At 45.2% G+C, this 25,336-nt stretch carries 26 protein-coding genes; 12 read left to right on the forward strand and 14 right to left on the reverse strand.

Annotated features, from left to right (window positions below; genetic code table 11):
* Positions 1 to 154: 154 nt before the first annotated feature.
* The 8 genes from CFK45_RS17690 (at position 155) to CFK45_RS17720 (ending at position 5,229) form a co-directional block, all read left to right on the forward strand.
* The gene (locus CFK45_RS17690) at positions 155 to 760 is read left to right on the forward strand and encodes a hypothetical protein (protein WP_096087784.1); all 606 of its coding nucleotides are present in this window, start codon (positions 155 to 157) and stop codon (positions 758 to 760) included.
* Between the two features lie 82 nt (positions 761 to 842).
* Positions 843 to 1,847 carry a hypothetical protein gene (locus CFK45_RS17695; protein WP_096087785.1) on the forward strand — a complete coding sequence of 335 codons (1,005 nt, stop codon included), beginning with the start codon at positions 843 to 845 and terminating at the stop codon, positions 1,845 to 1,847.
* Entirely contained in the window at positions 1,832 to 2,218 is a 387-nt protein-coding gene (locus CFK45_RS17700; RefSeq protein WP_204378508.1) for a BrnT family toxin, read from the forward strand. Before CFK45_RS17695 ends, CFK45_RS17700 begins: the two co-directional genes overlap by 16 nt.
* Before the next feature lie 3 nt (positions 2,219 to 2,221).
* The gene (locus CFK45_RS17705) at positions 2,222 to 2,407 is read left to right on the forward strand and encodes a hypothetical protein (protein WP_096087786.1); all 186 of its coding nucleotides are present in this window, start codon (positions 2,222 to 2,224) and stop codon (positions 2,405 to 2,407) included.
* 2 nt (positions 2,408 to 2,409) lie between these two features.
* Positions 2,410 to 2,568 (forward strand): hypothetical protein, encoded by a 159-nt coding sequence (locus CFK45_RS18530; RefSeq protein WP_158224755.1) that lies wholly within the window; start codon positions 2,410 to 2,412, stop codon positions 2,566 to 2,568.
* A 428-nt stretch (positions 2,569 to 2,996) separates the two neighbouring features.
* The gene (locus CFK45_RS17710) at positions 2,997 to 4,109 is read left to right on the forward strand and encodes an alpha/beta fold hydrolase (protein ID WP_096087787.1); all 1,113 of its coding nucleotides are present in this window, start codon (positions 2,997 to 2,999) and stop codon (positions 4,107 to 4,109) included.
* Positions 4,110 to 4,201: 92 nt separating this feature from the next.
* Complete coding sequence (locus tag CFK45_RS17715) at positions 4,202 to 4,711, forward strand: GNAT family N-acetyltransferase (protein WP_096087788.1); 510 nt, start codon at positions 4,202 to 4,204, stop codon at positions 4,709 to 4,711.
* A gap of 59 nt (positions 4,712 to 4,770) precedes the next feature.
* The gene (locus CFK45_RS17720) at positions 4,771 to 5,229 is read left to right on the forward strand and encodes a GNAT family N-acetyltransferase (protein ID WP_096087789.1); all 459 of its coding nucleotides are present in this window, start codon (positions 4,771 to 4,773) and stop codon (positions 5,227 to 5,229) included.
* 41 nt (positions 5,230 to 5,270) lie between these two features.
* Here CFK45_RS17720 and CFK45_RS17725 read toward each other — a convergent pair whose 3' ends face one another.
* From CFK45_RS17725 to CFK45_RS17770, 10 genes are all read right to left on the reverse strand, one after another.
* Positions 5,271 to 5,618, reverse strand: a complete 348-nt coding sequence (locus tag CFK45_RS17725; protein WP_096087790.1) for a cupin domain-containing protein — start codon at positions 5,616 to 5,618, stop codon at positions 5,271 to 5,273.
* A 10-nt stretch (positions 5,619 to 5,628) separates the two neighbouring features.
* Complete coding sequence (locus CFK45_RS17730; protein ID WP_143247641.1) at positions 5,629 to 6,696, reverse strand: Gfo/Idh/MocA family oxidoreductase; 1,068 nt, start codon at positions 6,694 to 6,696, stop codon at positions 5,629 to 5,631.
* A gap of 100 nt (positions 6,697 to 6,796) precedes the next feature.
* A complete protein-coding gene (locus tag CFK45_RS17735; protein WP_143247642.1) occupies positions 6,797 to 7,081 on the reverse strand; it encodes a hypothetical protein in 285 nt (94 codons plus the stop codon).
* A 449-nt stretch (positions 7,082 to 7,530) separates the two neighbouring features.
* Complete coding sequence (locus CFK45_RS17740; protein WP_096087793.1) at positions 7,531 to 8,148, reverse strand: hypothetical protein; 618 nt, start codon at positions 8,146 to 8,148, stop codon at positions 7,531 to 7,533.
* Positions 8,149 to 8,281: 133 nt separating this feature from the next.
* Positions 8,282 to 9,040, reverse strand: a complete 759-nt coding sequence (locus CFK45_RS17745) for an ABC transporter permease (protein ID WP_096087794.1) — start codon at positions 9,038 to 9,040, stop codon at positions 8,282 to 8,284.
* A 25-nt stretch (positions 9,041 to 9,065) separates the two neighbouring features.
* Positions 9,066 to 10,037 (reverse strand): ABC transporter ATP-binding protein, encoded by a 972-nt coding sequence (locus tag CFK45_RS17750; RefSeq protein WP_096087795.1) that lies wholly within the window; start codon positions 10,035 to 10,037, stop codon positions 9,066 to 9,068.
* Between the two features lie 52 nt (positions 10,038 to 10,089).
* Positions 10,090 to 11,880 carry a Gldg family protein gene (locus CFK45_RS17755; protein ID WP_158224756.1) on the reverse strand — a complete coding sequence of 597 codons (1,791 nt, stop codon included), beginning with the start codon at positions 11,878 to 11,880 and terminating at the stop codon, positions 10,090 to 10,092.
* Positions 11,881 to 11,995: 115 nt separating this feature from the next.
* Complete coding sequence (locus CFK45_RS17760) at positions 11,996 to 13,117, reverse strand: hypothetical protein (RefSeq protein WP_143247643.1); 1,122 nt, start codon at positions 13,115 to 13,117, stop codon at positions 11,996 to 11,998.
* On the reverse strand, positions 13,114 to 14,286 hold the full coding sequence (locus CFK45_RS17765; RefSeq protein ID WP_096087798.1) for a DUF4340 domain-containing protein: 1,173 nt from the start codon (positions 14,284 to 14,286) through the stop codon (positions 13,114 to 13,116). The genes CFK45_RS17760 and CFK45_RS17765 overlap by 4 nt, the downstream gene beginning before the upstream one ends.
* Positions 14,287 to 14,361: 75 nt before the next feature.
* Positions 14,362 to 15,120 (reverse strand): hypothetical protein, encoded by a 759-nt coding sequence (locus tag CFK45_RS17770; protein WP_096087799.1) that lies wholly within the window; start codon positions 15,118 to 15,120, stop codon positions 14,362 to 14,364.
* 584 nt (positions 15,121 to 15,704) lie between these two features.
* Here CFK45_RS17770 and CFK45_RS17775 point away from each other — a divergent pair.
* The gene (locus CFK45_RS17775) at positions 15,705 to 17,051 is read left to right on the forward strand and encodes an Nramp family divalent metal transporter (RefSeq protein ID WP_096087800.1); all 1,347 of its coding nucleotides are present in this window, start codon (positions 15,705 to 15,707) and stop codon (positions 17,049 to 17,051) included.
* Between the two features lie 643 nt (positions 17,052 to 17,694).
* Here the strand turns inward: CFK45_RS17775 and CFK45_RS17780 are convergent.
* From CFK45_RS17780 to CFK45_RS17790, 3 genes are all read right to left on the reverse strand, one after another.
* Positions 17,695 to 18,525, reverse strand: a complete 831-nt coding sequence (locus CFK45_RS17780; RefSeq protein ID WP_096087801.1) for a sulfite exporter TauE/SafE family protein — start codon at positions 18,523 to 18,525, stop codon at positions 17,695 to 17,697.
* Positions 18,526 to 18,662: 137 nt separating this feature from the next.
* The gene (locus CFK45_RS17785; RefSeq protein WP_096087802.1) at positions 18,663 to 19,691 is read right to left on the reverse strand and encodes a methionine synthase; all 1,029 of its coding nucleotides are present in this window, start codon (positions 19,689 to 19,691) and stop codon (positions 18,663 to 18,665) included.
* Between the two features lie 6 nt (positions 19,692 to 19,697).
* The gene (locus CFK45_RS17790) at positions 19,698 to 20,693 is read right to left on the reverse strand and encodes a DUF1852 domain-containing protein (protein ID WP_096087803.1); all 996 of its coding nucleotides are present in this window, start codon (positions 20,691 to 20,693) and stop codon (positions 19,698 to 19,700) included.
* Positions 20,694 to 21,105: 412 nt separating this feature from the next.
* Between CFK45_RS17790 and CFK45_RS17795 the strand changes: the two genes are divergently transcribed.
* The 3 genes from CFK45_RS17795 (at position 21,106) to CFK45_RS17805 (ending at position 25,138) form a co-directional block, all read left to right on the forward strand.
* On the forward strand, positions 21,106 to 21,909 hold the full coding sequence (locus CFK45_RS17795; RefSeq protein ID WP_096087804.1) for a ferredoxin reductase domain-containing protein: 804 nt from the start codon (positions 21,106 to 21,108) through the stop codon (positions 21,907 to 21,909).
* A gap of 297 nt (positions 21,910 to 22,206) precedes the next feature.
* Positions 22,207 to 23,817 carry a carbohydrate-binding protein gene (locus CFK45_RS17800; RefSeq protein ID WP_143247644.1) on the forward strand — a complete coding sequence of 537 codons (1,611 nt, stop codon included), beginning with the start codon at positions 22,207 to 22,209 and terminating at the stop codon, positions 23,815 to 23,817.
* 400 nt (positions 23,818 to 24,217) lie between these two features.
* Entirely contained in the window at positions 24,218 to 25,138 is a 921-nt protein-coding gene (locus tag CFK45_RS17805; protein WP_143247645.1) for a type 2 periplasmic-binding domain-containing protein, read from the forward strand.
* A 71-nt stretch (positions 25,139 to 25,209) separates the two neighbouring features.
* Here the strand turns inward: CFK45_RS17805 and CFK45_RS17810 are convergent.
* The coding region (locus tag CFK45_RS17810; protein ID WP_158224757.1) for an IS3 family transposase at positions 25,210 to 25,336 on the reverse strand (127 nt) is incomplete at its 5' end.

Raw genomic sequence — 25,336 nt, forward strand, 5'->3', positions numbered from 1 at the left:
TTTTTTATCAACAAACCGAGTCGGCTCGTGTAGCATGACTCAAATAAAACTGCCTCCGATAAAGTCGGTACGATTCAGCTTGTTTTGTGCTTTAATAGCAAAAAACAATCAACTCCGTTCCGGCGGCTTAGCCGGGCGTTAGAGCAGCAATAGCATGTCAGGCACTAATGACCGAAAAGAGAGAATATTAAATCCGAAGCCTGGGGTGTCTGGCAGTTCATCTCAAGACTTAGTAAGACTTGCGTTTGAGCTACTCTGTCATTCAAAGGAATATGCAGAACAACATGATGGGAATGTTTCAATTTATACAATAGCAGGCATTCCAGTTCTCTTTTCGGCACTACGAGCATTGCTTATCGAAGCGAATACAGGCATGTTTGGCGTTGGGGCTAGGGAGAGATTGAAAGATCTTTCTAATCTTAATGAACTTAGATTTATCGACAAATACTACGCATTTAATAATGATGTATTGAAAGATCTACGCTTGGCATATGAAGTGAGAAATGAAATAGCTCATCCATCTCATCTGCCAGCGGGAACAGAGTCTGGTGTGCCAGAGTATCTAAATGAGCTAAAAAAACGGGATTTATTGCAATCAGGTATCTGGCTAAGCCAGCTCCAATCTCACAGGCTATTCTATTGGGTAAATGAAATATTTGAGCAAGTTGTTTCGGTTTTGCTAACGGCACACCACTCAGACCCTGAATCGGAAAAAGAGCATCTTATATCATGGCTAAGGTACAAGGAGTTAAAGCTCTAACAAACGCAAGCACTCGGACAAACCTACGCTGCGCTTCGGTTTGCCGGTGTTGCGGGCGTTATGCATCTAATAGGGATATGCCATGTTTGAAGACTTGATAAAAGAAATGGAACGTATGAATGGCCAGTCGGTTTCAGTAGAGATCGAGTCCGATGAAAAGGGCTATATCGACAAGCAGTGTCCTAATGAAGACTGTGAGTTCATTTTTAAAGTCAATGAAGACGATTGGGCCAATATTTTCAAGGATGAGGCTGTTTGGTGCCCCCTTTGTAGACATGAAGCGCCCTCTGATCAGTGGTTTACGATCGAACAAGTTGAGCACGCCCAAGCAGAAGCGTTGGCTGTAATTCAAGGACAAATTCATAATTCGCTCCGTTCTGGAGCTCAAAAATTTAATCGACGTCAACCTAAAAACAGCTTCATTTCAATGTCAATGAAGGTAACAGGTGGCCACAAGCGGACCCATACCATTCCTGCAAAGGCTGCCGAGCTAATGCAACTAGAGATTCAATGTGAAAGCTGCGAATCTAGATTTACCGTCATAGGGAGTGCCTATTTCTGTCCAGCTTGCGGACACAACTCTGTAACCCGGACATTTCGGGACTCTTTACGTAAGATTCGGGCTAAAAAAGACAGTGTTGATGTTGTTAAGGAAGCTCTGATTGAATCAGTTGGGAAAGATGAGGCTGAGCTAACATGTAGGTCACTAATAGAGACATGTATAAGTGACGGCGTAGTAGCCTTCCAGAAATATTGTGAAGGAATGTACGAGGGCTACGGAAAGGCTCCGTTTAACGCATTTCAGCGTTTAGACCAAGCGAGTGAACTTTGGAATGATGCGATCCAAAAAGGCTTTGATTCATGGTTGACTGAAGCGGAAATTAACTTGCTTGGTATTCTCTATCAAAAGCGCCATTTGCTTGCTCACAATGAAGGGATTGTTGATGCCAAGTACATTCAAAAATCAGGAGACGGAACTTATAAAGAGGGGCAACGTGTGGTTATCTCAGCCAAGGATGTTGAAAATCTGGTCTCTAGTTTGGAAAAATTGGCTGCGGGAATTGAGATGGAATGCAGCAATGCATAACAAAAGCAGGTACTGGGACAAAATTTACGCTTCGCTTCAATTTTGCCCGTTTGCGGGGCGTTAGCTTCAACCAAGAGGAGGAATCAGTGCAATTCGAATGGGATGAAAATAAAAACATGAAAAATCTTGATAAGCATGGGATTGATTTTAACGATGCGATCACTATTTTCGATGATGACGATAGGCTTGAGGCCATTGATGACAGAAATGATTACGGGGAAGAACGGATACAGGTGATAGGGGAGGCAAAGCCTGGAGTTTTGATGGCAGTATATACTTGGCGAAAAAACAACACTTCTAGACGTATGATTTCTGCTCGTACGGCTAGTAAGAAGGAACGCGCTCTGTACCAAAGCATGAAGTCGAGGTGAGTCATGAGTAACGAAAAGAAAATTAAGAGAGAAAAAGGCGCGTCAACAGACGGTAAAACCGATTATGAGCGTCTTAAAAATATGACCGAAGAAGAGGTTGAAGATAACGCAAAAAGTGATCCTGATGCGCCTCTTTTATCGGATGAAGATCTAAAAAAATTCAAACGTGTTAACGTAAATAAGGATTAAATATGGAGAAGAAAGTTCTTAAGCATCATGTCAAGGGGCAAAAACACGTTGGTAAAACTGATTGGCGTAAAGTTGCGTCTACCAAAGATAAACCGGTTGTTGATGAAGAGAATCCTGAGCTGATAGGCTCGAAACAATTCAAGAAAGTATCAAAAAACTAACAAATTGCTCCACCTGACACATACTGCTTCGCTCGTTTTTGTGTGTCGCTTGTCGCTCCATTTTATACAAAAACGCTTTCCGAAGTATGTGCGGGTGAGCAAGGCGTCAGGTTGTAGCAAAACTAAAGCCGCTGGATTGTGCTCTGTTTCGACTGAAAATCGACCAGAAAATTCGTCTCCTACGTGAATGCTGGGGTGGTAAAACTCTCGAAGGTGAGTGGTCAAACCCAATATTTAAAGTCTGTAACGTGGCAGATCCAGAAGATAACCATATTCAGCTTCGGGAGTTCACACTATAACAAGGAAAGGCATCTTGTCCTTTTACGCTGTTCGATTTTGTGATGCCCGGTATACAATTGAAAAACACCCAACTTCAATGCCGCAGCTGCTCGCGGCGATTTGCACTGATTCTAGCTAAGGATTGCTAAATGAATCTTAATACATCGTCGATACATTTTTTTGCATTGGCAATCTGGCTTTTTGGTTCCACAAGTTACGCTGAAGGGAAGACGGGTGATATTTCCCCCGGCTCGTCTTGTACTACAAACAGCGAGCAAACAACAGGGGTAAACGAGAGCGGTTACGTTCAGATAGGTGGCATAAAACAGTGGATTACAATAAAAGGCGAGAATTGCTTAAACCCCATTGTATTGTTACTTCATGGAGGCCCTGGTAATCCGCTAAGCTTGTATCACGAAAGCCTTTTTCAAAACTGGGAGAGCGAATTTACTATTGTTCATTGGGATCAGAGAGGCTCAGGAAAGACATACGAAGCAAATCAAGAATTAGGAGAGCTAACGATTGATAGGCTTGAGAATACAAAACTGGATACAGATCTACTGGTTAGCGATGGTCTTGAAGTAACCGACTATATTCGTAAAAAGTTTAAGAGAGAAAAAATAATAATATCGGGAACTTCATGGGGTTCTGTCTTGGCTGTAAAAATGGCTTTCACAGCCCCTGATAGATATCTTTTTTATGTTGGTTTGTCTCAGCTTGTTAACTATCAAAAGAATATGAAAGAAAGCTACGATCTTGTTAAGTCAACGGCAATCGAAAAACAAGATCAGGCTGCAATAGATATATTAAATAGTATTGGTGCCCCACCTTGGACGAGCCCGCGGAGCTTCGGAAAGCTACGCAGAATAATCCGGGCATATGAAAATGACGTAGTTAGCAAGCACCCTGAGTTTATAATTGATAAGCAATATCTTTCCGAAAAAACAAGAGCAGCATACTTCGCTGGAGAAGAGTTTTCTTTTGTGAAGTTTGTTGGCCTTAGCGGCGATGGCATGGCGCAAAAAGTTGCCCTAGATGAGTGCTGTGCCGAATTTAAAATACCAATATATATAATACAAGGTGAAAAGGATTTATTAACTACCCCTAAAGTTACGAAAGAATTTTTTGATCGAATCAAGGCTCCATCAAAAGAGTACGTGCAATTAAGGCAGTCCGGTCACGATCCCAATGTCAGCATGTTAGATAAGCAACTTGATATTCTAAATGCTGGTATAAAAACCTTAGTTAATAAGCAGCTATAAAGGCATAAAAAGTTAATTGGCTTTGTCGCGTGGCGCCCCAGTCTGCTAACTACATTGGCTTAACATAGAGCCTATCAAAATGAGGGGTTTGTATGGCAATATCGTTTGCGAGCAGCAGGCTGAAAGTAGTTGAAGTTACTGAAGACTTTGCTTGGCCTAGATGCTTATATATGCTGGAGCGAATTCCTAAGATACTCACGCCAGCGGTTGTAGAAAATCTTCCGCCATATTTCCACAAGGTTGCTACTAGTGAGCAAGCCAAAATTTGGCTTGAACGAATGTTGCTAGAAAGCCGTTTATTTCAAGTGCAATCAGGGAGTAGCGAGCTAATAGGTTTTTTGTTTGCCCATGTGGAAAATAACGATACTGCCCATATCGGTTATTTGTTGGCTGAAGAATACTGGGGGCGGGGGCTGGCTAGTGAATTACTTCAAGGCTTTATTTGTGAGGTTGAAAAGTCCGAACCATGGTTAAAACTCATCGCTGGTGTTGATCAATCAAATATTGCTTCAGCGAACTTACTTAAGAAACTAGGGTTTGTAGAGCAACTAGCTAATGATAGTGGTGTAGTTATATATGAATATGCGATTCCACGGTCATAGTTGCAAAAGTAACTTAAGCAGCTCAGCCGCCTTGTGCTGGCCTGCCAGGCAGGAATTCAATGAGTCTTCTTTGGTTGTATGATGAAAAAACAATAGATTGGAATGAAATGTCTGATCTATATCGTTTAGCCCCTTTGGGTGAAAAAGACCCTCAGCAATTAAAAGAGGTCTATAAGAACAGTCGTTTTAAGTGCCTGGTCTTCGACGGCGCGCGCTTGGTTGGAGTGGGTAGGGCGCTAGCGGATGGCTGTGATTGCTCATATATTTGTGATGTCGCTGTTCACCCCTCGCATCAAGGTACTGGTTTAGGCCGGGCAATTATCAACAAGCTGCGCGAGTTATCTGTTGGGCATAAGAAAATCATTCTCTACGCTAAACCTGGTAAGCAAGGTTTTTATCAAAAGATGGGGTTTAAGAAAATGGCTACCGCTATGGCAATATTCGAAGACCAGGATTATGCAGAAAACATTGGTCTTATTGAATCTAGTAGCGGCAAGCCACCTAGAGCTAAAGGCTAAGAGCTTAAGCTCGGGTCTTTCTTCTTGCTTTTTACCTTGGCCTAGTTATCCACCCGGTGAACATCACCGATTGCCGGTGGTACTTCAATAACAAGAATTTTTAGCATATCGTTTTTATCGCAGATGGCTTGGTGAACAACGCCGGGGGGGATGGTAATTAAATCGCCGCTTTGTACATCGCTTAGTTGCCCGTCTAAATAGACCTGGCCTGTACCTTCCAAAATATAGTAATACTCGGTTGTTTTTTTGTGGTAGTGGCGCTCGGCATCTTGAACTTTTAAGTCGATAATTCGCGCAGGGCCGTTCATGTTCAGCTTTCTAATTAAACCGCAGTGGCCGTGTTCAATTGCGATATTTTCAGTTGAAATATGTTTTGCTTGATTATCCATTGTTGGCTCCTCAGTGGCTGAGTTTGTGCATCATATTTACCGTAGACATCGCATCTTGCCAGCTGCAATGTGCGGCGGATTGTGTTTCAAAACAATCTATAGCTGAGCTGAAAGACTGTAATAAGGTATCGTCATCAATCGGCTTAATCTCAAGTACCAGCTCGCCGTATTTAAGAACATGGATCATGCCTTGTGCTCTATTTAAGCCCTGCACCGGCTCGTAGTAGGCGATTATCTGAGTTTTCTTATGACTGTCGCAGACGGCCAATACGCGATAGCGAGTTATACTGTCTTCAGCGGGTATATGGCTATTTTTATACGGGCTACATGGGTACAGGTAACCGATATCTCCATCCATCGAGCTATATAGGGTAACTTGTGCACTGTTTCTGGCCTGGTATTGAATTTCTACTTTCCCCTGGCGGTGAAGGTGCAACTTCTGCTCTTCTTTATTTAAGTCTATGTCTTGCCATTTTTGTTGCAGGCGCTTGGCTGGCGCGTATTCTGGGCCTAATGCAAGTACATTATTAATCATGTGTGGGCCTTCGTAACCCAAGACATAATACTCTTCATCGATAAATCGCCCGCCAATAAAATCCTGACTTCTGTTCTTACTCATTTCGGAAATAATTACATCGGGTTTAAGCTTTAGCTTATTTATTAGGTGGCGAATAATTAACGTAATATGTGAAGCGCGATAATTTTCGTTAGTAACAATTTTCCCGGAAAAGTTTTGTAAAAGATATTTAAATGAAGGGATCTGAGAGGCCAGGCATAACGGTTTTTCAATAAGAATATTGGCATTCGGGGCGACTTTAATGATCTCTTCTACAACTGGAAGGTGAGCCTGGGTGCTACAACATACATCCCAAAAACCCGGCTGCATGCGGCTTGCATCAAGATAGTTCGGTGCAACGGAAAACCCGTCGTGTTTTGCCTGCTTTTTCCTGTCTTGGTTCTTCTCAATGATCGCTAGAGTTTCAATGCCAAGCGACGAAAGTTTTTGTTCGTGCCATTTGGATATGGCCCCGTAACCGACCCGTACGCAATTTGTTACGGATGATTTTTCCATAGACATAGCACGCCCCTAGTATTTACTGGTTTGTCGTAAAAATAAGTGTGTGAAATAAAATAGAAAATTTAAAAGCGATGATGCTTTTTATATTCTCACAGCTACGTCAATGGGGGCTTTCAATTAGATTTTGCATGTCTGAATTTAAGTGCTGATCAATTTGTTTTAGCCATTGGGTGATGGCCAGGCGGCTATTTAGTATTTGTTCATAGGTGGCAAGCACGGTGGGCTCGATGCTGTGCTGCTGTTTTATCAAATCAATGCGATCTATAAGGGCTTTTAGGCTCTTGTTAAATTTCTCGCTTAAATCGTAATTTGCGTCTGCGATGTGAAAGTCAAAAAATGAGTTATCTGTAGGCGAGTCTTTTTCCATTCCGTGGATAAATGTCATATCTGCTCCGATATATTTTTGATAATCCCGTTGGTGTGCAAGTATTTTGCTTTGTTTTTTTCTGAAGTGCGGGCGAAGTATGCGTTAATAAAAAGCTAATTTCGACACGCATGTTGAAAGCTGTGTCTGTTTTTTAGAAAATTATTGCTTTTTTTATTTTTTATAAATTTTATATGACGTAAAAATATATTGGTTATTAAGGCTTGGAAATAATATTTATATACACGTCGTTTAGATTGCCCTGCGTACCTAAGTTGGAGTATTTAAACGAGTGTTTGGTTTTTTGGTAGGGGTATTTAAGTTTTCTTAGCGTTGCGCTTTATTTCTATATAAAAAGTAGGGTTATATTTTCTGGTTGCAGGGAAATAAGCAGGCGCGATGTTTGATAGGCGTTGATCTGTGCCTGTTAATAGCCGTTAGTTCGAAATTAACAGGCACTTTAGCAATTTTTAGTACTGGTACGAAGCCGTTAGGCTAAGGCCACTAGTTAAGTCTCCGCCGAGGTGCCCGGTGTAGGCCAAACCCATACCGAAACCGTTGGCCGCCCTAAATCCCAGTTCCGGGCGCAAGTAAAAACCGCTGCTTAAATCAATTTTTTCTGATCCGCAGTCAGTACAATTTGGGATAGAGCGCTCGGAAGCAAACATTAGATCGATGCCGCCAACAAGCTTCGCTTCAAACACGCCCTTGCGGTATAAATAACCTGCCTCACCGTAGATGCCCATCGCACCGGCCGATGAGTCTTTGGTGCTCTCGTTGCCAAAGGCGTCAACAACGCGGGCCGAGGTTGAAGCTTTGTCGTCATAACTATAAAAGTTGACGCCGAGGCCAAATAAAAACTGCTTGCTGGATTCACGTTCCCAGCCAAGGCGAATCACCATGGCAGAATCATCGATGTACTCATTGTCTGCGCTTTCTGAGTCGATGCCAATTTGGCCGATGGCCGCGACAAATACGTTTTTAGCGAGGGGTAGTTGCTGTTGTTGCTCGTTTGCACTTAACGTGCTGCTTAAAACCAGGGCTGCAATGCCTGCAGCGCTTAAGCTCGTTTTTTTTAAGTTGTTCATTCTTGTGTTCACAAAGTAGCCAATTCTAATGTCGCCCGTGAGAAGGCGGGCGACATCATCGGCACTTAATGCAGCAAGGTCAAGGCATGAAAATCAACATTTCGGCTATTAACTTAATTTGTCTTAACCGGCTCTAGCTAAGATTTCGTTTTCTGTTTAAGCAGCTGATACATGCAATGTTAAATATAAGGATGATGAGCAAAAAATAAGCGGTTGATTGCAGGTCTATATAACCTCGTCGAAAGCCTGAAAAGTATTTGTTAGCGCTTAATGACGACACCATATCAACGATGTTTTGGCTATTGGGGAAGGTATTGAGTATCTCGTTTTCAATTTGTGTGGTGCCGAGTAGCACCGTGCCTGCGCATATGCTGCAAGAAATAATATAAGCCGTTACTTGATTGTTGAGTAGGGCAGAGCAGTAACATGACACGGCCAAAAACGCGGCCGCCATTAATGCACTGCCCAAATAGCCTGATAAAATTTCACCGGGGTCGGGTTTGCCCAGATAAAACACCGTAATCACAGATGGAAACGTCAAAGCTAAACCAAGTAAAACCAAACAGTAGGCCGCTAAATATTTAGCGACAACAAGCTGGTATATCGCAACCGGCTGTGCATACAGCAGTTCGATGGTGCCATCTTGCTGTTCCTGCGTCCAGACGCGCATTCCTATGGTCGGGATAAGTACCGCATATAGTAGCGGGTGCCACTGAAAAAATGACTGGGCAAGACTGGCTTCGCCTATCTCAAAAAAGCTTCCGCTGGTAAACGTTAATAGCTGGGCTAGAAACACAAAAATACATAGATAGATATAGGCGATAGAAGTGCGAAAATAGGAGGCAAACTCATGCCTAAATACGCAGATGCTAGCTGCTAGGTGTAGGTTCATATGTTGTATCCCGCAAATTAGCTTATCAAGCGTGGGTAAGTTGCCTGAATGATTCGGCACTACTGCCGTTATTTCGGCTGATTTCTTGTATGCTGGCGCCGTGTTTAGCGGCGGTGTCGCAAATCATTTTAATTATTGAAGTGCCAGGAGTGCAGTGTTCACCGCGGTCTTCGTTTAGTTCTGGTTTTAGAGCCAGTTCCAGCCTAGTTCTGTGTTTCTCGGCAGAAACAATATGCACGCGAGAGATAACTGGGTGGCGCTCAAGCTCGTCGATAAGCTTGTTTGAGTGGCCGTCGGTAAGCTCTACATGTAATACGTCTTTATCGGAAGAAAGCGCCTGTAGCGCCTGTGCGCTGCCGTTAAAGACCCGCTGGCCTCGATGCATCACATAGACATCTGTGCACATTGCCTCGACCTCTTCAAGGATGTGGGTTGAGATAACAATGGCTTTGTTGCGTTTAATTCGATCAACCAGGTTACGTATTTCTTGTTTTTGATTTGGGTCTAAACCATCGGTTGGCTCGTCAAAGATTAAAACTTCTGGGTCAGCCAAGAGGCTTTGCGCCAGGCAGACGCGGTGCTTAAAGCCTTTTGAAAGTGTACGGGTGATCTGGTTTTTAACGGGCTGTAGTGAGCATGCTTCAATTGCGTAATCGATATCTTGTTTCAGTTTTTTGCCCCTTAAGCCTTTTAGTTGGCCAATATAAGACAGGTATTCAAGACAGCTCGCATCGCTGTACAGTGGCGCGCGCTCGGGCAGGTAACCTAGGTGTTTTTTTGCTTCAAGTGGCGCCTTCCACACATCGTAGCCCGCCAATTTCACAGCGCCGCTTGTCGGGCGATAATAGCCTGCTGCCATTCGCATGCTGGTGGATTTGCCCGCGCCGTTTGGGCCTAACAAGCCGATAACCTGACCGGTATCGAGCTCAAGGTTGAGCTTGTTAACGGCGATTTTTTCCCCGAACATTTTGCTGGTATTTTCAAATGACAATTTCATAATAACTTATGTGTGAATGTAAGTTTGAACAAGCTTTAGCCGGGCGCTGATCTTATGTTGTTCTGCAGCGATGGCGGCGAAAACTGAGAAATATCATGCCGGCGATGGCAAGCAACGCGGGTAGAGTGATTATATTTAGCATTTTTATACGTGTTGTAATGGAAGTGATTTGTTCTTGTAACAGTTTGTTTTCTAATCGTAACTCGGTGCTTACGCGACGTATTTCCATATCCTTTTTTTCTATGGTCTTGCGAAACGTCTTGTCGTATATATTGTTGGCGGATGACTCTGAGTTTTTAAAAGCATAGTTGTCGCGTGATTTGATCAGCGAGTCGAGCTCTAGGCTAAGTGACATAATTTTATGTTCATGCCTATTTTGTATGTGCATCTGAAGCTCAGATAACTTGAAAAGCGGCCTGGATTGGCTGGCTTTTGATCTTGCTTGGTTTAAGGATGCGTTGCCGTGAAGGTGGCTAAGGCTGTTTAGCAACAGGGCAACGTTGTGATTTGCCGGAATAAAAACCCGCTTGCCTTGAATGTTTTCTATCCAGCCCGTATATGGGTCGGCAATAAAATCGGTATCTGCGATAACGATGGTAGTTGATGTTTTTGCTTTCGAGCGCAGCTTGCCGTCAGTAAAGGAGCGCAGCCTACCGGATACCAAGGCGGCCATAATGTGTACATGAGGGTCTGCCTGGAACTGATTATTCAGTACCGTATTTTCATACTTGCCGGATGATAAAATTTGTTCGCTCGGTCTAAGTGCGGATAGCTCAGTCGAGCGTACTAGCGGAGTGAAATTAAGTTCAGGGTAGTTACTTGTTTGTATGCTGCCGGAAGATACTAAGGTGAGCTTGTTAAGCGCCTGTGTGATTTCATGTTCCGGGTTTATACCTTCGGAATGAATGCTGAGCACATAATTCAGGCGCTCTATGCCCTCTCCGCGATCGAGCTCTGTTCCAAAGACGTTGTCAACGACCGTATTGTCATTGGAAAACGTTATCCCCGTCGCCTGTTCTAGCCCTGGCCACGCAGATGTAACGCCGCTACTGGTTTTGGAAATTTGAAATATATCTGCGGAGTGAGACAGGCTATCGAGCAGTACTATTAGGTTGCCTCCGCGGGCAGTAAAGCTGTCAATAACGTTATCAAACGAACTTGATACCTTGTATGGAAAGACAACAATAACCGAGTCAATATGAGCAGGTACAGCCTCTTTGGAGTTAATAGGCACAAGCTCATAGGATTCGGAAATCTTCTGTATAACGTTCCATGTTCTTCCCGGCTGCATAATAGGTAAGGATGAAATAAGGCCTACGGCTTTTTTTGATGTTTGTGAAACATTGGCAATGTTATTGATGATTTCGTATTCAAGTAGTTGATCTCTACCTGGGTCTAAGAATGGTATCGATGTTCTGCCCCCGCTAGAAGAAAACGCAAGGCCCATATAAAATTCGCTCTCAACAGAGATAGACCTTGCCTCAATGCCATCGATGCTTGCGGATTCCATGCCGCTGGTGTCGGGTTGTGGATCTATCTGCACAAGTTGTATATTGTCGCCGCCATATTGTTTTACTGAACGCAGTAGGTTTTCTACCCGCTCAGAGTAGTTTCTAAGTACAACGGGTAGTTGGTTGCCTTCTTCACTCAGGTAAAAACGAATGCTTACCGGCCTGCTCAGTTCGCGCAGTACTTGCTTAGACCCCTCAGTTAGCGAGTAGCGCTGATCACTGGTTAAATCCCAGTAGATATTGTGTTTACCTAGCGCGTAGCAAACCACTAAAAAAATAATTAAAAAAACTACAAGTTGAAACCAGCCAGTGGCGCCTAAGCGTGTGAGCATAACGCTATCCATATCGATGTATCCGTACAAATGTATTTGTATAAAGCTATCTGTATAAAGTTATCTGCGTGAGTTAATTGCCGAGTTTTTGTCGCTGTGAATGTTTTATCGTTTTTTATTCAAAAGGGTTCCAGGGTGAGTCCTGCTCTTTTATGGCTGAGTGTTGGGCTGAGTTGTTGCCCGCCTCGCTGATCATTGTTAGCTCGGCATCGATATTATTGAAAAAGTTTTGCTTTTGTTGTTCGTTTTCAAATGAAAACTCATGGCTGGCTATCCACTGCTCGAACGATTCCGGAGATTTGTATTTGTAGATGCCAGATAATGTAAGGAAATAATTCCAGTACTGATCGCCAGGTTCCATTCGATCTATTAGATCGAGTGCGATTTGCATACCCTGTTCAGTAGATTCGTGTTCGCGCAGAGTTGTTTCAGCAAGGCCAAAGACAGAGTCATAGGCGTATTCGGGTATTTGCTCAAGTTGGTTTATGTAAGTACTGAACGCTTGTGGCTGGCTGTGGGAAAAGTTATCAAGTGCGATCTGGTGCATCTGCTCTTTTCTAAAGTCACTATCTGGCAGCTCGCCGATTAAACGAACAAGCTGGGCGCCATTGCTGGATCGCCCCGCTAATTCGGCATATTTTTCTACAATTCTGGCTTCGGTAAACGAGCTGTTTTGTTTAATCCATTGGTACTGCTCGTTGGGTTTTTTTTGCATCCATGAATCAAAGTATTCGATGGCAACCGAGTTGATAATTGATGAGTGATCAAGGTACACCGAAAGTTGCTCCATGATTTCCGGCCCTTCAAAGTGTTCATCTAGATATTCCGCGACAACCGCGTGAGGGAAGGTCATTTGATATTTAAGGAAGCTGTAGTCAAGGGTAGAGATAATCTCCATCGCCAGATCAAAATCACTTTCTAGTAATAACCTAACCCTGGTTGCTAATTCGCTTTTATCGCCGGATTCAAATGCATCAATAAGATATTTTTCACTTTGTAGGAAATCATCGAAAGGAAGATTGGCTTGCGCATCGCTTAGCTTCTGTTTGTTTTCGAAGGCTTGCGTTGCAGCGAGAACGTTTGCCGATGTACTTAAACTAGCTGGCTTCTCATAAGAAATCTGCTGCTTTGTATGGCTATCGTTTTTTGATGTAAACAAAGTAGACTTGGATGAAAATAGCAGAAAGACGCATACTGAAATCACTACTGCGAACATAGTCATTTTATTTCTATTCATGATGACGTGTTCTCCTGTCGAAAGTTCTCTTGGCGTAGAGTGTCAGTGACCCTCATAGCGGGAGTGACGTCTATACCCAGTAGGTAGATCATTCTTTGGTTAAGCAGGTTTATAGCTGTGTGGTGTTGACCTCTATCTTTGGCGTTACTTATATGCAGTTTTACCGCAAATAATTTGCCGTCACGGCCTATCGGTGCCATCGACATCATGCCAGGGCTCAGTACGCTGGTATAATCTTTTTTTTCTTTCTCAGGCGCCTCACCATAAACCGTTAGGTGAAATTCTTGCCCGGCTTTATCTTTTGCTTGAATAACCCAGTGTTTGTTGCTGCTTGTAAATAACTTTTCTTCCGAATGTGGCACGATGCCTTCATAGTAACCAGAGACAAGAAAGCGGTTAAATGTTTCAACCAGCTCTTTGTTCTGTTTTATATTGTTAAACGGTGGGCTCAGCTGAATGGGGGCGTAACTAGTTGGGCGCGACGCAGACCAGGTAAAGCCATCCGGGGCTGTGACGGTAATTGAACGCATATTGCGCATTGCTGGGCTCTGGGTATTTTCCCACTGGCGCAGATCCGTATTCAGTGACGATAACGAAGCTGGAACCAGGTAGACCTTATTAGAGTTACTGCAGCGAACATAGCGCCTTGCGACCGCTTTTGCGCCGTAGATAAGCCTGCTCTCGTGGTCGTCGGAAAAGTCGAACTTACCTAGTATGCAATGTATATTGTCCAGTTTTTTATCGTTAAAACCTAAGTTTAATTCTACTTGTTCGCTGTCTTGATCTTTGTTTGTGTCGAGACTAGCTACTCCATGGCTCTTGTAGTCGCTGCGATTGACTAGTATTTCCTGGCCTTGAGACTGGTTTGCCAGTTCAAATAACACATTATGGATTTTTTCCGGGTACACAGGCACAGAATAGGGTGGGGCTAAGTACCATTGCTTATTTTTTTTTATTAGCTGAAGTTCGCTGTCTACCGTTTTAATATTTATAGATACAAGTTTGTCTAGGTTGTTGGCAAGTTCAGGGAATAATTTGTTTTTATAATGCTTGTGTTTGTTTGTATGAATGTTTGTGTTGTCGTCTGCGTGCTGAGCGTTTTTACCGCAGGCAAACAACAGCGTTAAAGCCAGTGCCGTAAACAAAAAAAGTACGTTTTTATTATTCATAGCTAAGAAAATACCGCGCGAGCGCACTTGCCGCTGTCGCGCGGTTTACTCCCTGTTAGTATCTGCTAAGTCATTTTATGGCGTTTGAATATTGGCCCACTGGCATTCAATACGTGCAAGAGTTGACCAATTTGGCAGCGATGACAGACTGGTCGGCCATGGGCGGTTTTGCATAATCATCCGGTGGTTGCCCGCGCGGTAAATACCGCTGTGGGTAACCGACGCGCCACCTTGAACATTAAAGCTGGCACTTGATCCGCCGTAACTGACTTTGTAGTTGCGCCAGCTTCGGCGCAGATTGACGTTGCTATTGCCGGTGTAAGTATTACTTTTACCGGCGACCAAACCATCGAGGCTTTTATAGTCGTAACGATTTAGGAAATAGCCATTATCGAAGGTTTCCATAATGTCATTTTCATAATAGTAGTGCGGGTTGTTGAGCTCGTTCACCCTATCAAACAGGGTCCAGTAACCCGCCCAGTTGTACTTTTCATCTACTTCGTTGCCGTAATTGGCGACTCGGCATCTGGCTTCGGTTACTGTTCCATTCGGGAATTTATCTGTGGTTTGCAGCCACGCTCCCCGGGTATTGTTTCCTGTATCTTTATAGGCTTTCAGGTAGGCGCCAACACTGCTATTTCGAAAAATATTACTGGCTTGATAGTTAACATTCATGCCGTTTTTTTCGTTTGGGAACCACAGGTCAATTTTGCTCACAAATTGGCCATAACCCTCTTTGAAGTTGGTATTGAATGTTGCCGCAGAGGTCACTGAGGCCAGGCCCAGGCCAAGACATGCGAGAATCGGTACAACGACTTTCCTTTTTTTTGTCATTGTGAATGACTCCTGAATTATTAAGATAATGGATTGTCAGTGAATATATTCATACCCTCCATAATAGCGACAACACACATACGAAAGACCGCAGAATGAATGATATTCGTAATCGCGGTGCGGAGGGTTAATGCTCGTATACCGAAGGCACCAAAAAAGAGGCTGCGTATGAAGCTCGTATTGGGAGATAAGCTTCACGGCCTGGAGGTAGCTAAAAAATTATTATTGAGCAGCGCTACTTCAAGACCACACAGACCCCACACCACACAGGTATGCATTGAGTGCAATTAGTGTGCACATAGAATTGTGCCCGCTTTTACGCTGCAGGAACATATGTTTGTTGTCTGCTGCGCCAGAAAATATACGTACTTAAGGTGGCCTTGTTTTGTGTTGACGTTATTTATGGGGCTTTGACATATGCTTTGTATAAAAGAGTGGCGTGGTGATATTTAACTAAAGCGATGCTTGTGTTTTTACTGGCATCAAAATCACTTTGCTTGTGAGTTTGGTGAGTTTTTCTGTGTATTTACCACGGCTCTAAAGCGTGTGACACTGATGCATTAAAAATTCTAATAGTAAATACCATGGATCAGTACAGCCTTTCTTCCGAGTATATTCAGGCGCCGCCGGCAACATTTAAGCAGCGGCTAAAGCATTTGGGGCCATCGTTAATCTTGACGGCCAATGTTGTTGGCTCCGGCGAGCTTATTGTTACCACGACACTTGGTGCCAAGGCCGGCTTTATCTTGCTCTGGGTGGTGCTTATAAGCTGCGTCGCAAAAGTAGCGATACAGTTGCAGTTTGGCAAATACGCCATCCTGAACTCACAAACAACTTTGCAGTCGTTTAATCAGTTGCCCGGGCCCAGGCTGAAAGGGCGATCGTGGGCGGTGTGGAGCTGGTTGGCACTTAAAAGTTTTCAGATGGTGCAGTACGGCGGTATTGTTGGTGGTGTGGCCTTGGTGTTGCACTTAGTTATTCCAGCCTTGCCGATAAGTGTGTGCGCTGTTTTGGTTGGCTCGCTCGCTGCGTATATGTGCTATCGCGGCGATTACCCTTTTATTGAAAAGTTTGCCATTACTCTGGTTGCTCTGTTTAGCATTTACACGGTGTATGCGGTTTTTTCCGTGCAGTTTACCGAGTTTAGAATAAGCTGGCCTGATATTGCCTCCGGCCTTGAAATGCATTTGCCGCTGGCCAGTTTGGGTTTAGCGATGGCGATGTTTGGTATTACCGGCGTTGGCGCTGACGAAATAATTTCTTACCCGTATTGGTGTTTAGAAAAAGGTTATGCGCGCAGCGTGGGCAAGCGCGATGACAGCGAGGCCTGGAAAACACGTGCCCGCGGCTGGTTAAAGGTGATGTACCTCGACGGTGTACTTTCTCTGTGTATTTATACCTTATCGACCGCGGCCTTTTATTTGCTCGGGGCTGCTGTGCTTCACTCTCAGGGTTTAGTGCCCGAGGGCTCGGCCTTAATTGCCACTTTGTCTTCGGTTTATACCTCCGTGCTTGGAGAGTATGCGCACTACATATTTTTACTCGGCGCTTTTGTGACTTTATTTTCTACTTTGTTTGTTGCCGGCGTTTCCGCGACTCGCATGTTTGCCGATGGCTTTGCACAGGTGGGCCTGTTTGACTATTACAACGAGCGCTCGCGCGAGCGAGTTATTAAGTTTCTGGCCGTATTTATTCCAGCGCTGTGGACAGCTCTGTTTCTATTTTTTAAGGCGCCGGTGCAAATGGTGGTGGTTGGCGCCTTGGCGCTGACACTGCTGCTGGTTATTGTGGTATTTGCCGCTATTTGCTTTAAGCGCTCACCCGCTGAAAGCATTATTCCCGCCGGGCCTTTGTTTAACGTAATGTTCTGGGCAAGTGTTATTGCACTGTTACTTGTCGGTGCTCACAGCCTGTTTAAGCTCTGGTTTTAGGCGCTGAAGGTTTTGCTTTTAAGCGCTGAAGGCTTTGTTGTTAAACAATAGAAGGCTCTGCCCCTTGTGTACAACGTTTCCGTGGTTAAAAAAACAGCATTTTTGTGCAGCCCTTGGCAGCTCTGCTTTGCAGGCGGCCGTCCAGGGTTTATACGGCCTTGTTCAAGTTTTTACCCACAGTTACTGTGAGTAAAAATAAGCTTGTGGATAAGCTCTGAAGAAATACTTAATTAGGTTTGAGTAAATAAAATAGCGCCTGTGTTGCCGCGCTTAGCCGATGGGCGAAATTTATTCGTATCGTTTGTTTTAGCTTCGCTTGTATATAGGCACTTTAACAATGTGCTAAAGGTGGGGATAAAAATTCCGACGTGGCAGCGCTCGCTGACAGCGGCAAGGCCTTGTGCGAGCCTGATTTTTTAATTTTTGCACAAGCCGTATAAATAAGTTTAATTGCGGTTAAATTTTGTGCGCTTTGGCCGGGCCCTTGCTGGCCGTGCTCTGTAGCGCCTATTCCAGTGCTTGTACGAGCTTATCAAGGCTTTTATCCACAGTTGTTGTGGGTAACGCGCAGGGTACAGCGCCTTGTGCATTGTTGTGCTTAATTGCGTACAACAGCACTGTATTTTACCCGCTTTCAGTGCTGTTATAGGGCAAACTGGAGCAACATACGCACACCGGTGATCAGTAAGATAACGGCAAATACTTTTTTTAACTTTGCTGCATCTAACTTTGCCGCAATCGCAACACCTACCGGTGCGCAAGCCACTGTCAGCGGCACAATGCACACAAAGGCAACAAGGTTGACCAAACCAACGGTTGCGGCGGGGGCGTCTGCGGGGGTAGTACCTAGAATTAGCATGGTTAGAGCGCCCGGCAGCGCAATAATTAATCCGATTGCCGCGGCGGTGCCGACAGCCTTGTGGGCGGGGTAGTTATACAAGCTCAGCAGGGGAACCGATATTGTGCCGCCGCCTATGCCCACCATGGCGCTGAAAAAGCCCGTTGCTGTCGCCATTATTGTTTGCCCAAGCTTGCCGGGTAACTGTTGCGCCAGTGCACTTTTGTTTGTTCTAAACAGCATGTTCAGCGCTGAAAGGCAGGCGATAAGGCCAAACAATACGGTGAGTTTGCTGCCGTCTATACGAGTGACCAGCCAGCTACCTGTGATAACACCGAGAAAGATAAACGGCGCCCAGCGTTTTAGCAGTACTGTGTCGACATTGCCTTTTCGGCGGTGAGCGCGCATGGAACTTATTGAGGTTGGGACTATTGTTGCGAGCGAGCTCGCGGTTGCAATCAGCATGGCCGACTCAGCGGAAACGCCAAGGCTCTGAAACAAAAAAAATAATACCGGTACTACAACGATGCCGCCGCCCACACCGAGCATGCCTGCGAGTACACCCGCGAAAACCCCCGTCGCGATAAGAGCCAGGAAGGTAGGGGCATTGTTTGTTAAAAATTCAATTACACTCATTTAATACTACTTAGTTTGTACAGTGATCTTGCTTAGTGTTGCTTAGGGCTGATTGCTTGCTTGGCTGTAGGTTAGTTCGTTGGCATTGCTGCCGCTGGTAGTGCGCAGCTTAAGGGTTTTGCCAGCGGCGTAAACCTTTAAGCGCTTAGTTCCCGTCGGACGAGTTCGGCCCCCGAACTTAAGGCTCGTAACTTGCCTTGCGCAAGCTCTCGTGAAAGTGGCGCCATACCGCAGTTTGTGCAGGGGTAGAGTTTATCGGCGTCGACATATTTAAGTGCTTCTCGCAGTGTGGCGGCGACCTCTTGCGGGCTTTCTACCGCTTTGCTTGCAACATCAATGGCGCCCACCATGACTTTTTTACCGCGAATTAACTCGAGCAAGTTAATGGGTACCCGCGAGTTGTGACATTCGAGAGAGATAATATCTATATTTGATTGTTGCAGCTTTGGAAATATCTCTTCGTATTGTCGCCATTCAGAACCCAAACTAAGTTTCCAGTCGGTATTGGCTTTAATGCCATAGCCGTAGCAGATATGTACAGCTGTTTCGCACTTTAAGCCATCAATGGCTTTTTCCAGGCATTTGATACCCCAGTCATTGACCTCATCAAAAAAAACATTAAACGCCGGTTCATCAAACTGAATTATATCGACGCCCTGTTGTTCTAAGTCTTTTGCCTCTTGGTTGAGAATAGTGGCAAATTCCCAGGCTAAGGCTTGCCTGCTTTTATAGTGGGCATCGTAAAGGGTGTCGACCATGGTCATTGGCCCGGGTAGCGCCCATTTTATTTTCTGCTTACTTTGTTGGCGCAGAAATTTTGCGTCGTCGGCAAAGACAGGCTTGGTTCGGCTAACGGGCCCAACAACGGTCGGCACGCTGGCGTCGTAGCGGTCGCGTATTTTTACTGTTTTACGCTTTTCAAAATCAACGCCGTCGAGGTGCTCAATAAATGTTGTAACAAAGTGTTGGCGTGTTTGTTCGCCGTCGCTGACGATATCTATACCCGCTTGCTGTTGTTCTAACAGCGCCAGGCGCAGGGCATCGCGTTTGCCGTCGTATAGGGCCTGGCCCTTAAGTTTCCAGGGGGACCAGAGTGTTTCAGCCTGTGCCAGCCACGATGGTTTGGGAAGGCTGCCGGCGGTTGAGGTGGGGAGTAAACGATTCATGGTAGGCTAATTACCTTGCTTGTAGGCGATATCGTAGTCGGATGACCAGCGCTGAAGTATCTTTTGATAGGGCTTGATAAAATGCGTATCGGCAAATTTACCTTGCTTTATTGCAAGCTTACTGCGCTCTTCTCTGTCGTAGACGATTTGCGTTAACGAGTGATCTCGATTTTTTAGGTTGGGTTGGTATTTGGTGCCAGCGCTTGAGTTTGCGTTATAAATTTCCGGGCGATAAATCTTCTGGAAGGTTTCCATGGTACTAATGGTGCTTATTAACTCGAGGTTGCTGTAATCGGAAAGCAAATCTCCAAAAAAATAAAACGCTAACGGAGCAACACTGTTGGGCGGCATAAAATAACGAACCTGCAAACCCATCTTGTTAAAATAGCGCTCGGTCAAAGAGCTTTCGTTGGCTGTGTATTCAAGCCCAAGCACCGGGTGGTGGTTATCTGTGCGCTGGTAGATTTTGTTATCTGAAACGCTTAGGCAGATAACCGGCTTTTTGTTGAAGTTTTGCCGATAAGTACCTGAGTTAATAAAGTCTTTAAACAGCTTGCCGTGCAGATCACCAAAATTATCTGGAACACTGAAGCTTGTTTGGCCTTTGTTGTGATCTAACAGCAGCACACTGAAGTCGTAGTCTCGCACATAAGAAGAAAAATTATTGCCGACGATGCCTTCAATGCGCTTGTTGTTTTGGTGGTCAAGAATATTTGTCTTTAGTATCTCTATCGAGGGAAAGCTTTGGCCGCTGCCTTCAACATCGATATCTACCGAGATGATCTCGAGCTCAAGTGAATAGCGATCTGCTGTGGGGTTGTCCCAGTGGGCGAGCGCATTGAAGCGACGATTAACCATGGTTAGCGCCTTGCGCAGGTTTTCCTGGCGGCGCTCGCCCCTGGCCAAGTTGGCAAAGTTGGTGGTGATGCGCGTGTTGTCCGACGGCTGGTAGTTCTCATCAAAAACAATGCGCTTAATGGTATATATAAAGCTGTGCGTCATGGCGGTCGCATATCCTTGGAGTTGAGCTATAAGTTTTGAGGTGTTGTAGTTGAGCTATGAGTTTTGAGGTATTGGTTTTTAGGTGCCGGTTTTGAGTTGTCGCTTGCCTATGTGCTGTTGCCAGCGCCATCACACACAAGCTAATTAAAGTTAAGCGGCCCTTAGAGACTGCGCTTTATACCTAGATCAACTCATGACCTAAATTGATTTTTATTCATTAAACAATGATTTTTGTTCATGTATTGCTGGGGGCCCCAGCCTGCCTGAGGCTGCCGGGTGATGAATTTGATTCATTGGTTTATGAAGATAAGCCATTTTTGTTCACTTAAGCTTCGAGTTAAGCTTTGCTGCTACTGCTGGCAACTGGCCTTAGCGTGTATTGCCGGCGCACTTTTAGTTCTTCGAGCCAAATATGAATATGCCTGCCAGTGTTCAACACTTCCCCGTAGCGTCTCACCGCTGTCGAGTCGCTGATGTAAGCGCCCTGAGCCCGACCACGTTTGCGGTGGAGCTGAAAGTTTCCGCAGGCAGCGTTTTGCAGTATCGGGCCGGCCAGTATCTTCAACTTAGTTTGTATATTGATGGTGAGCGAAAAACACTGAGCTATTCCATAGCCAATGCTTTGGACGCCAACGAGCCTTGTCGTTTGCAGCTTTTTATTCAGAGCAGCACACCCTTTGCAGCAAAAGTGATTGCTGAGCTACTAAGGCTGCGCGATAGCAATACCTGCGCAGAAGTGCGCTTAGCGATGGGGCGGGCGTGTTTGCACACAAACTTTGCAGGGCACTACTTATTTATTGCCGCAGGTTCGGGCATTTCTCAAATTAAGTGTCTAACAGAAGAGGTTTTGAGGCAGGCAAGCGGTGCAAGTGTGAGTATTTATTGGTCGAATAAACGGGCCGACGATTTTTATTTACTTGATCAGTTTCAAGCTTGGCAGGATCAATATAAAAATCTTAAATTTACGCCAATACTGGAAAAACAAACGGACGACTGGCAAGGGCGTTCGGGTTATATCTACAAGGTAATTCAAGAAGACTATGCCAAAGCTGCTGTTGGCGACCTTGCCAACGCAAGCTTGTATCTTTGTGGTTCGCCGGCCATGGTTTATGGAAGCATCGATCAGCTAAAAGCTAGCGGTGTAAGTGAAGAACGTTGTTATTCCGATGTTTTTGAATACGCGCCGAGAGAGCAAAAAGCAGCTTTCGCGGTATAAGCGAAAGCTGTGCATTGAACTTAGAGCGGCCTTTGTCTGTTTTTTGAAATTAGCCATGTTAAACATTACTGCTCTTAAAACGCACTACCCGAGTTAATGTCATTCTAAACAATCGTTGTGCTCAACAACTGTCACTCTAAGCAAAGTGTCAGTTGCTATTTGTGTTTTTATCTTAGAAATAGTGCTGTTGGCCTCAATCGCCTTGTATCTATTTTTGTCATCACCAACTATCTCCGCTGTGATCACGTAACAGCCAATTCTTAAGAAAAAGAATCTGATCTATGCGGAGAGCAAACAATGGACAATGTAAATAACGATAAACTAAAAACGTGTATGAGATCTGTAGCGAGTGCGAAACTTAAGCTGCTGTCTTTAAGCGCTGCGCTGGTTTTAGCTGCGTGCAGCGGTGAAGACCAAGAGGGTGTTGAGCCAATTCCGGGTTTTAGCCCGAGCCCGGTCAATACTGTTAGTCCAAGTCCAAGTCCAAGTCCAAGTCCAAGTCCAAGTCCAAGTCCAAGTCCAAGTCCAAGTCCAAGTCCAAGTCCAAGCCCGCTGACACTGCAGTTGGAGAGTTTCTTTGAAACTGATGGGGTATTTTTTGATACGGATACCGAGAATTACGGTTTTCAAGTTTATGACCTGGGCCCGGCGCCGCAAGCAGGTTTTGCAGCGCCGCAGGCAATCAATTTTAATCAACACGATGACAGGGCCAAGTACCTTGTTAACTTTTCCAGCGATGCGCGCTACACCATTGAAGCCCGCGTTGCCGTACCGGCCGACGGTGATCGCAATATAGAAATTTATGTTGATGAGCACTTAGTTGCAAAAGCGGCGCTGAGATCGACGGGCGATTGGGATATGTTTGAAACGCAAATGCTCGCCGATGGTGTGGCCATTATGCAGGGGCAGCGTGAAATAACCGTGCGCAGTGTCGGAGAGCAGTGGCAGTGGAATGGCGATTGGATTCGTTTTAGCGAAGTGGCGGATTTCCCCGATAGTTATGAACTGGGTGCAAAAATACCGGACTTACCGGTAAAAGATATTCGCGGGCAAATGACGGTGGGCGCCAATGTGCGCAGCTATGCTCTTCGTTTGCCTGCGGACTTTGACGAACAGCAAGAATTGCTGCCCTTGGTTATTTTATTGCACGGAGAGAATAATTCCGGTGCGCAAATGCGCGATGCGGTTGGTTATACCGCCATGATTGATAAATATGGCCCGGTATCTATTTCCCCCGATAGTTTGTCGAGTTATGTGCCCTGGTCCGACTCGGTGACCAATCACTGGGATGTGTTTCATTTGCCCGGTGACGAAGCGTTTAAAGATGTCGAATTTATTCAAGCGCTGGTAAAAATGGCCGTGGAGCAATATAAAGTTGACCCGGAGAAAATTTTTGTATCGGGTGCTTCCAACGGTGGTTTTTTAGTGGCGCGCTTAGTATGTGAAGTGCCGGAGTTATTTACTGCCGCTGCGATGACCATTGCAAATTTAGATCAGCCGCGCCTCGCCACTTTTTGCCCGGATGCGCCTATGCCCATGCTTACGACGATGGGTACGGAAGATACGATTGTTCCCTATGTGCCGATGACCGAGCTAGAGCTTAATTATTGGTTAAGTGCTGAAGAAACGAATGATCACTACGCAAAAAACAACGGCTGTGATTTAAACCCAGTGGAAAGTGACTTACCCGATTTAGATAGCAGTGATGGCAGCACCGTGACAAAAGTGACCTATCAAAACTGCAATGACGGCTATCCCATGGTGCACTACCGGGTGAACGGCATGCAGCACTGGTGGCCGGGCTCGCCGGTACCCGCTGAGTTGGGCATTATCGGCAATATGGATATCGATCTAAATGAAATCCACTGGCAGTTTTTTTTTGAAGTGATGCTTAACAACTCTAAATAATAAGGGTTTTTGCGATAGGGGATTATAGCTGGGGCTATTTATGGCCTCGCCCCTATCGGAGCGCGCTAGTAGCAATGCTCTAGTATAAAGTGAACCCCGGCGTGTGTAATTCAAAGCCCTGTATTTCGCCAATAGCTTGGCCCAGCCCTTATGCCGCTCCCCAGGAATTAGTCGGCCAGCCAATAGACCGGCGTACTGTCATCCGCTTACAATAAGGCCATCAATCATGGCAGGTATACGTGCATTAATTTCACAATACGCTGATCGCCAACTTGGTTATCGGCAAGTAGTTTTCACTTATTCAGCCCGAAGCTGCTTTACCAGACACATGCAGGCGCCAACGAGAAGTGGCAGCGCTTATAGCGTCTAGCTATGCTTGAGAGGTCTTCAGGAGGATCACATGCGGGCTTTCCTTTCATCCCTTATCACAAACAGCTTCACCTGTTTGCCGGCCCTGCTGTTAGCAAGCTTAGCCGTGCTCGCTGAAAGTAAAAGCGAGCCCATTACCCTGCGCTACCCCGCATCATCTGCCTCAAATGCCGAGCAGGTAGACTATTTCTCTGACTTGTTAAAGCTTGCGCTGCAAGCCAGTGGATCACCCGATCGCTACAAGCTGGAAAAAGTCGACAAGAGTTATTCTCAGCGGCGTTCCGTGCAAGAGCTCAGCCAGGGTAAGCTCTACGACGTGCTGTGGACAGTCACTAACAAGGAGCGCGAGCTCAAGCTTCGACCCATTCGCATCCCTCTGTTAAAAGGCCTTATCGGATACCGAATTTTTTTAATTCGCGCGGGGGATCAACAGCGCTTTTCTCAAATCCAGAACAAAGAACAGCTTTCCAAACTGCTTGCCGGCCAGGCAGCGCAATGGCCCGATACCGCTATTCTGCAACACAACGGCCTTCCAGTTATTGGCGCTACTTTTTATGAATCCTTGTTTGGTATGCTTAAAGCCGGGCGCTTTGACTACTTCCCCCGAGGTGCAAATGAAATAAGTGCAGAAGCTGCGCTTCACCCCAGTCTTAAGATCGAAGAAGACTTAGCTCTGGTCTATCCCTCTGCTATGTATTTTTATGTCTCACCCGACAATGAAGCGCTGGCCAAGATTATTGAGGCTGGCCTTCAGAATATAATTGCCAGTGGTGATTTTGATACTTATTTTTATAGCCACCCAAGTATTCAGGACCTGATTTCATCGTTAAACCTTAAACAAAGACGAGCGATTATTTTGAAGCGGGTAGACCTACCTGAGCAAACACCCATCGATGTTCAAAAATTTTGGTTTCAATCGTTGTCGAATACAGAATCTGCTTTGTCAGATTAAGATAACGCTTTTTATTCCATCTTCGCCATATCCTGTTGCGTGGTGTTCCCCACAAAAAGTAGACACCTTACTTAAGCAGCGATAGCTGCTGTCTCCTCAAAATCGACGGGGCTAAGCCCGCCGTTCGCAGAGTGCCTTCTCTTGCGGTTATAAAATATTTCGATGTAACCAAATATACCTGAACGCGCTTCATCAATC

Origin of the sequence: Agaribacterium haliotis (genome assembly GCF_002312815.1) — a bacterium.
Taxonomy (GTDB): Bacteria; Pseudomonadota; Gammaproteobacteria; order Pseudomonadales; family Cellvibrionaceae; genus Agaribacterium; species Agaribacterium haliotis.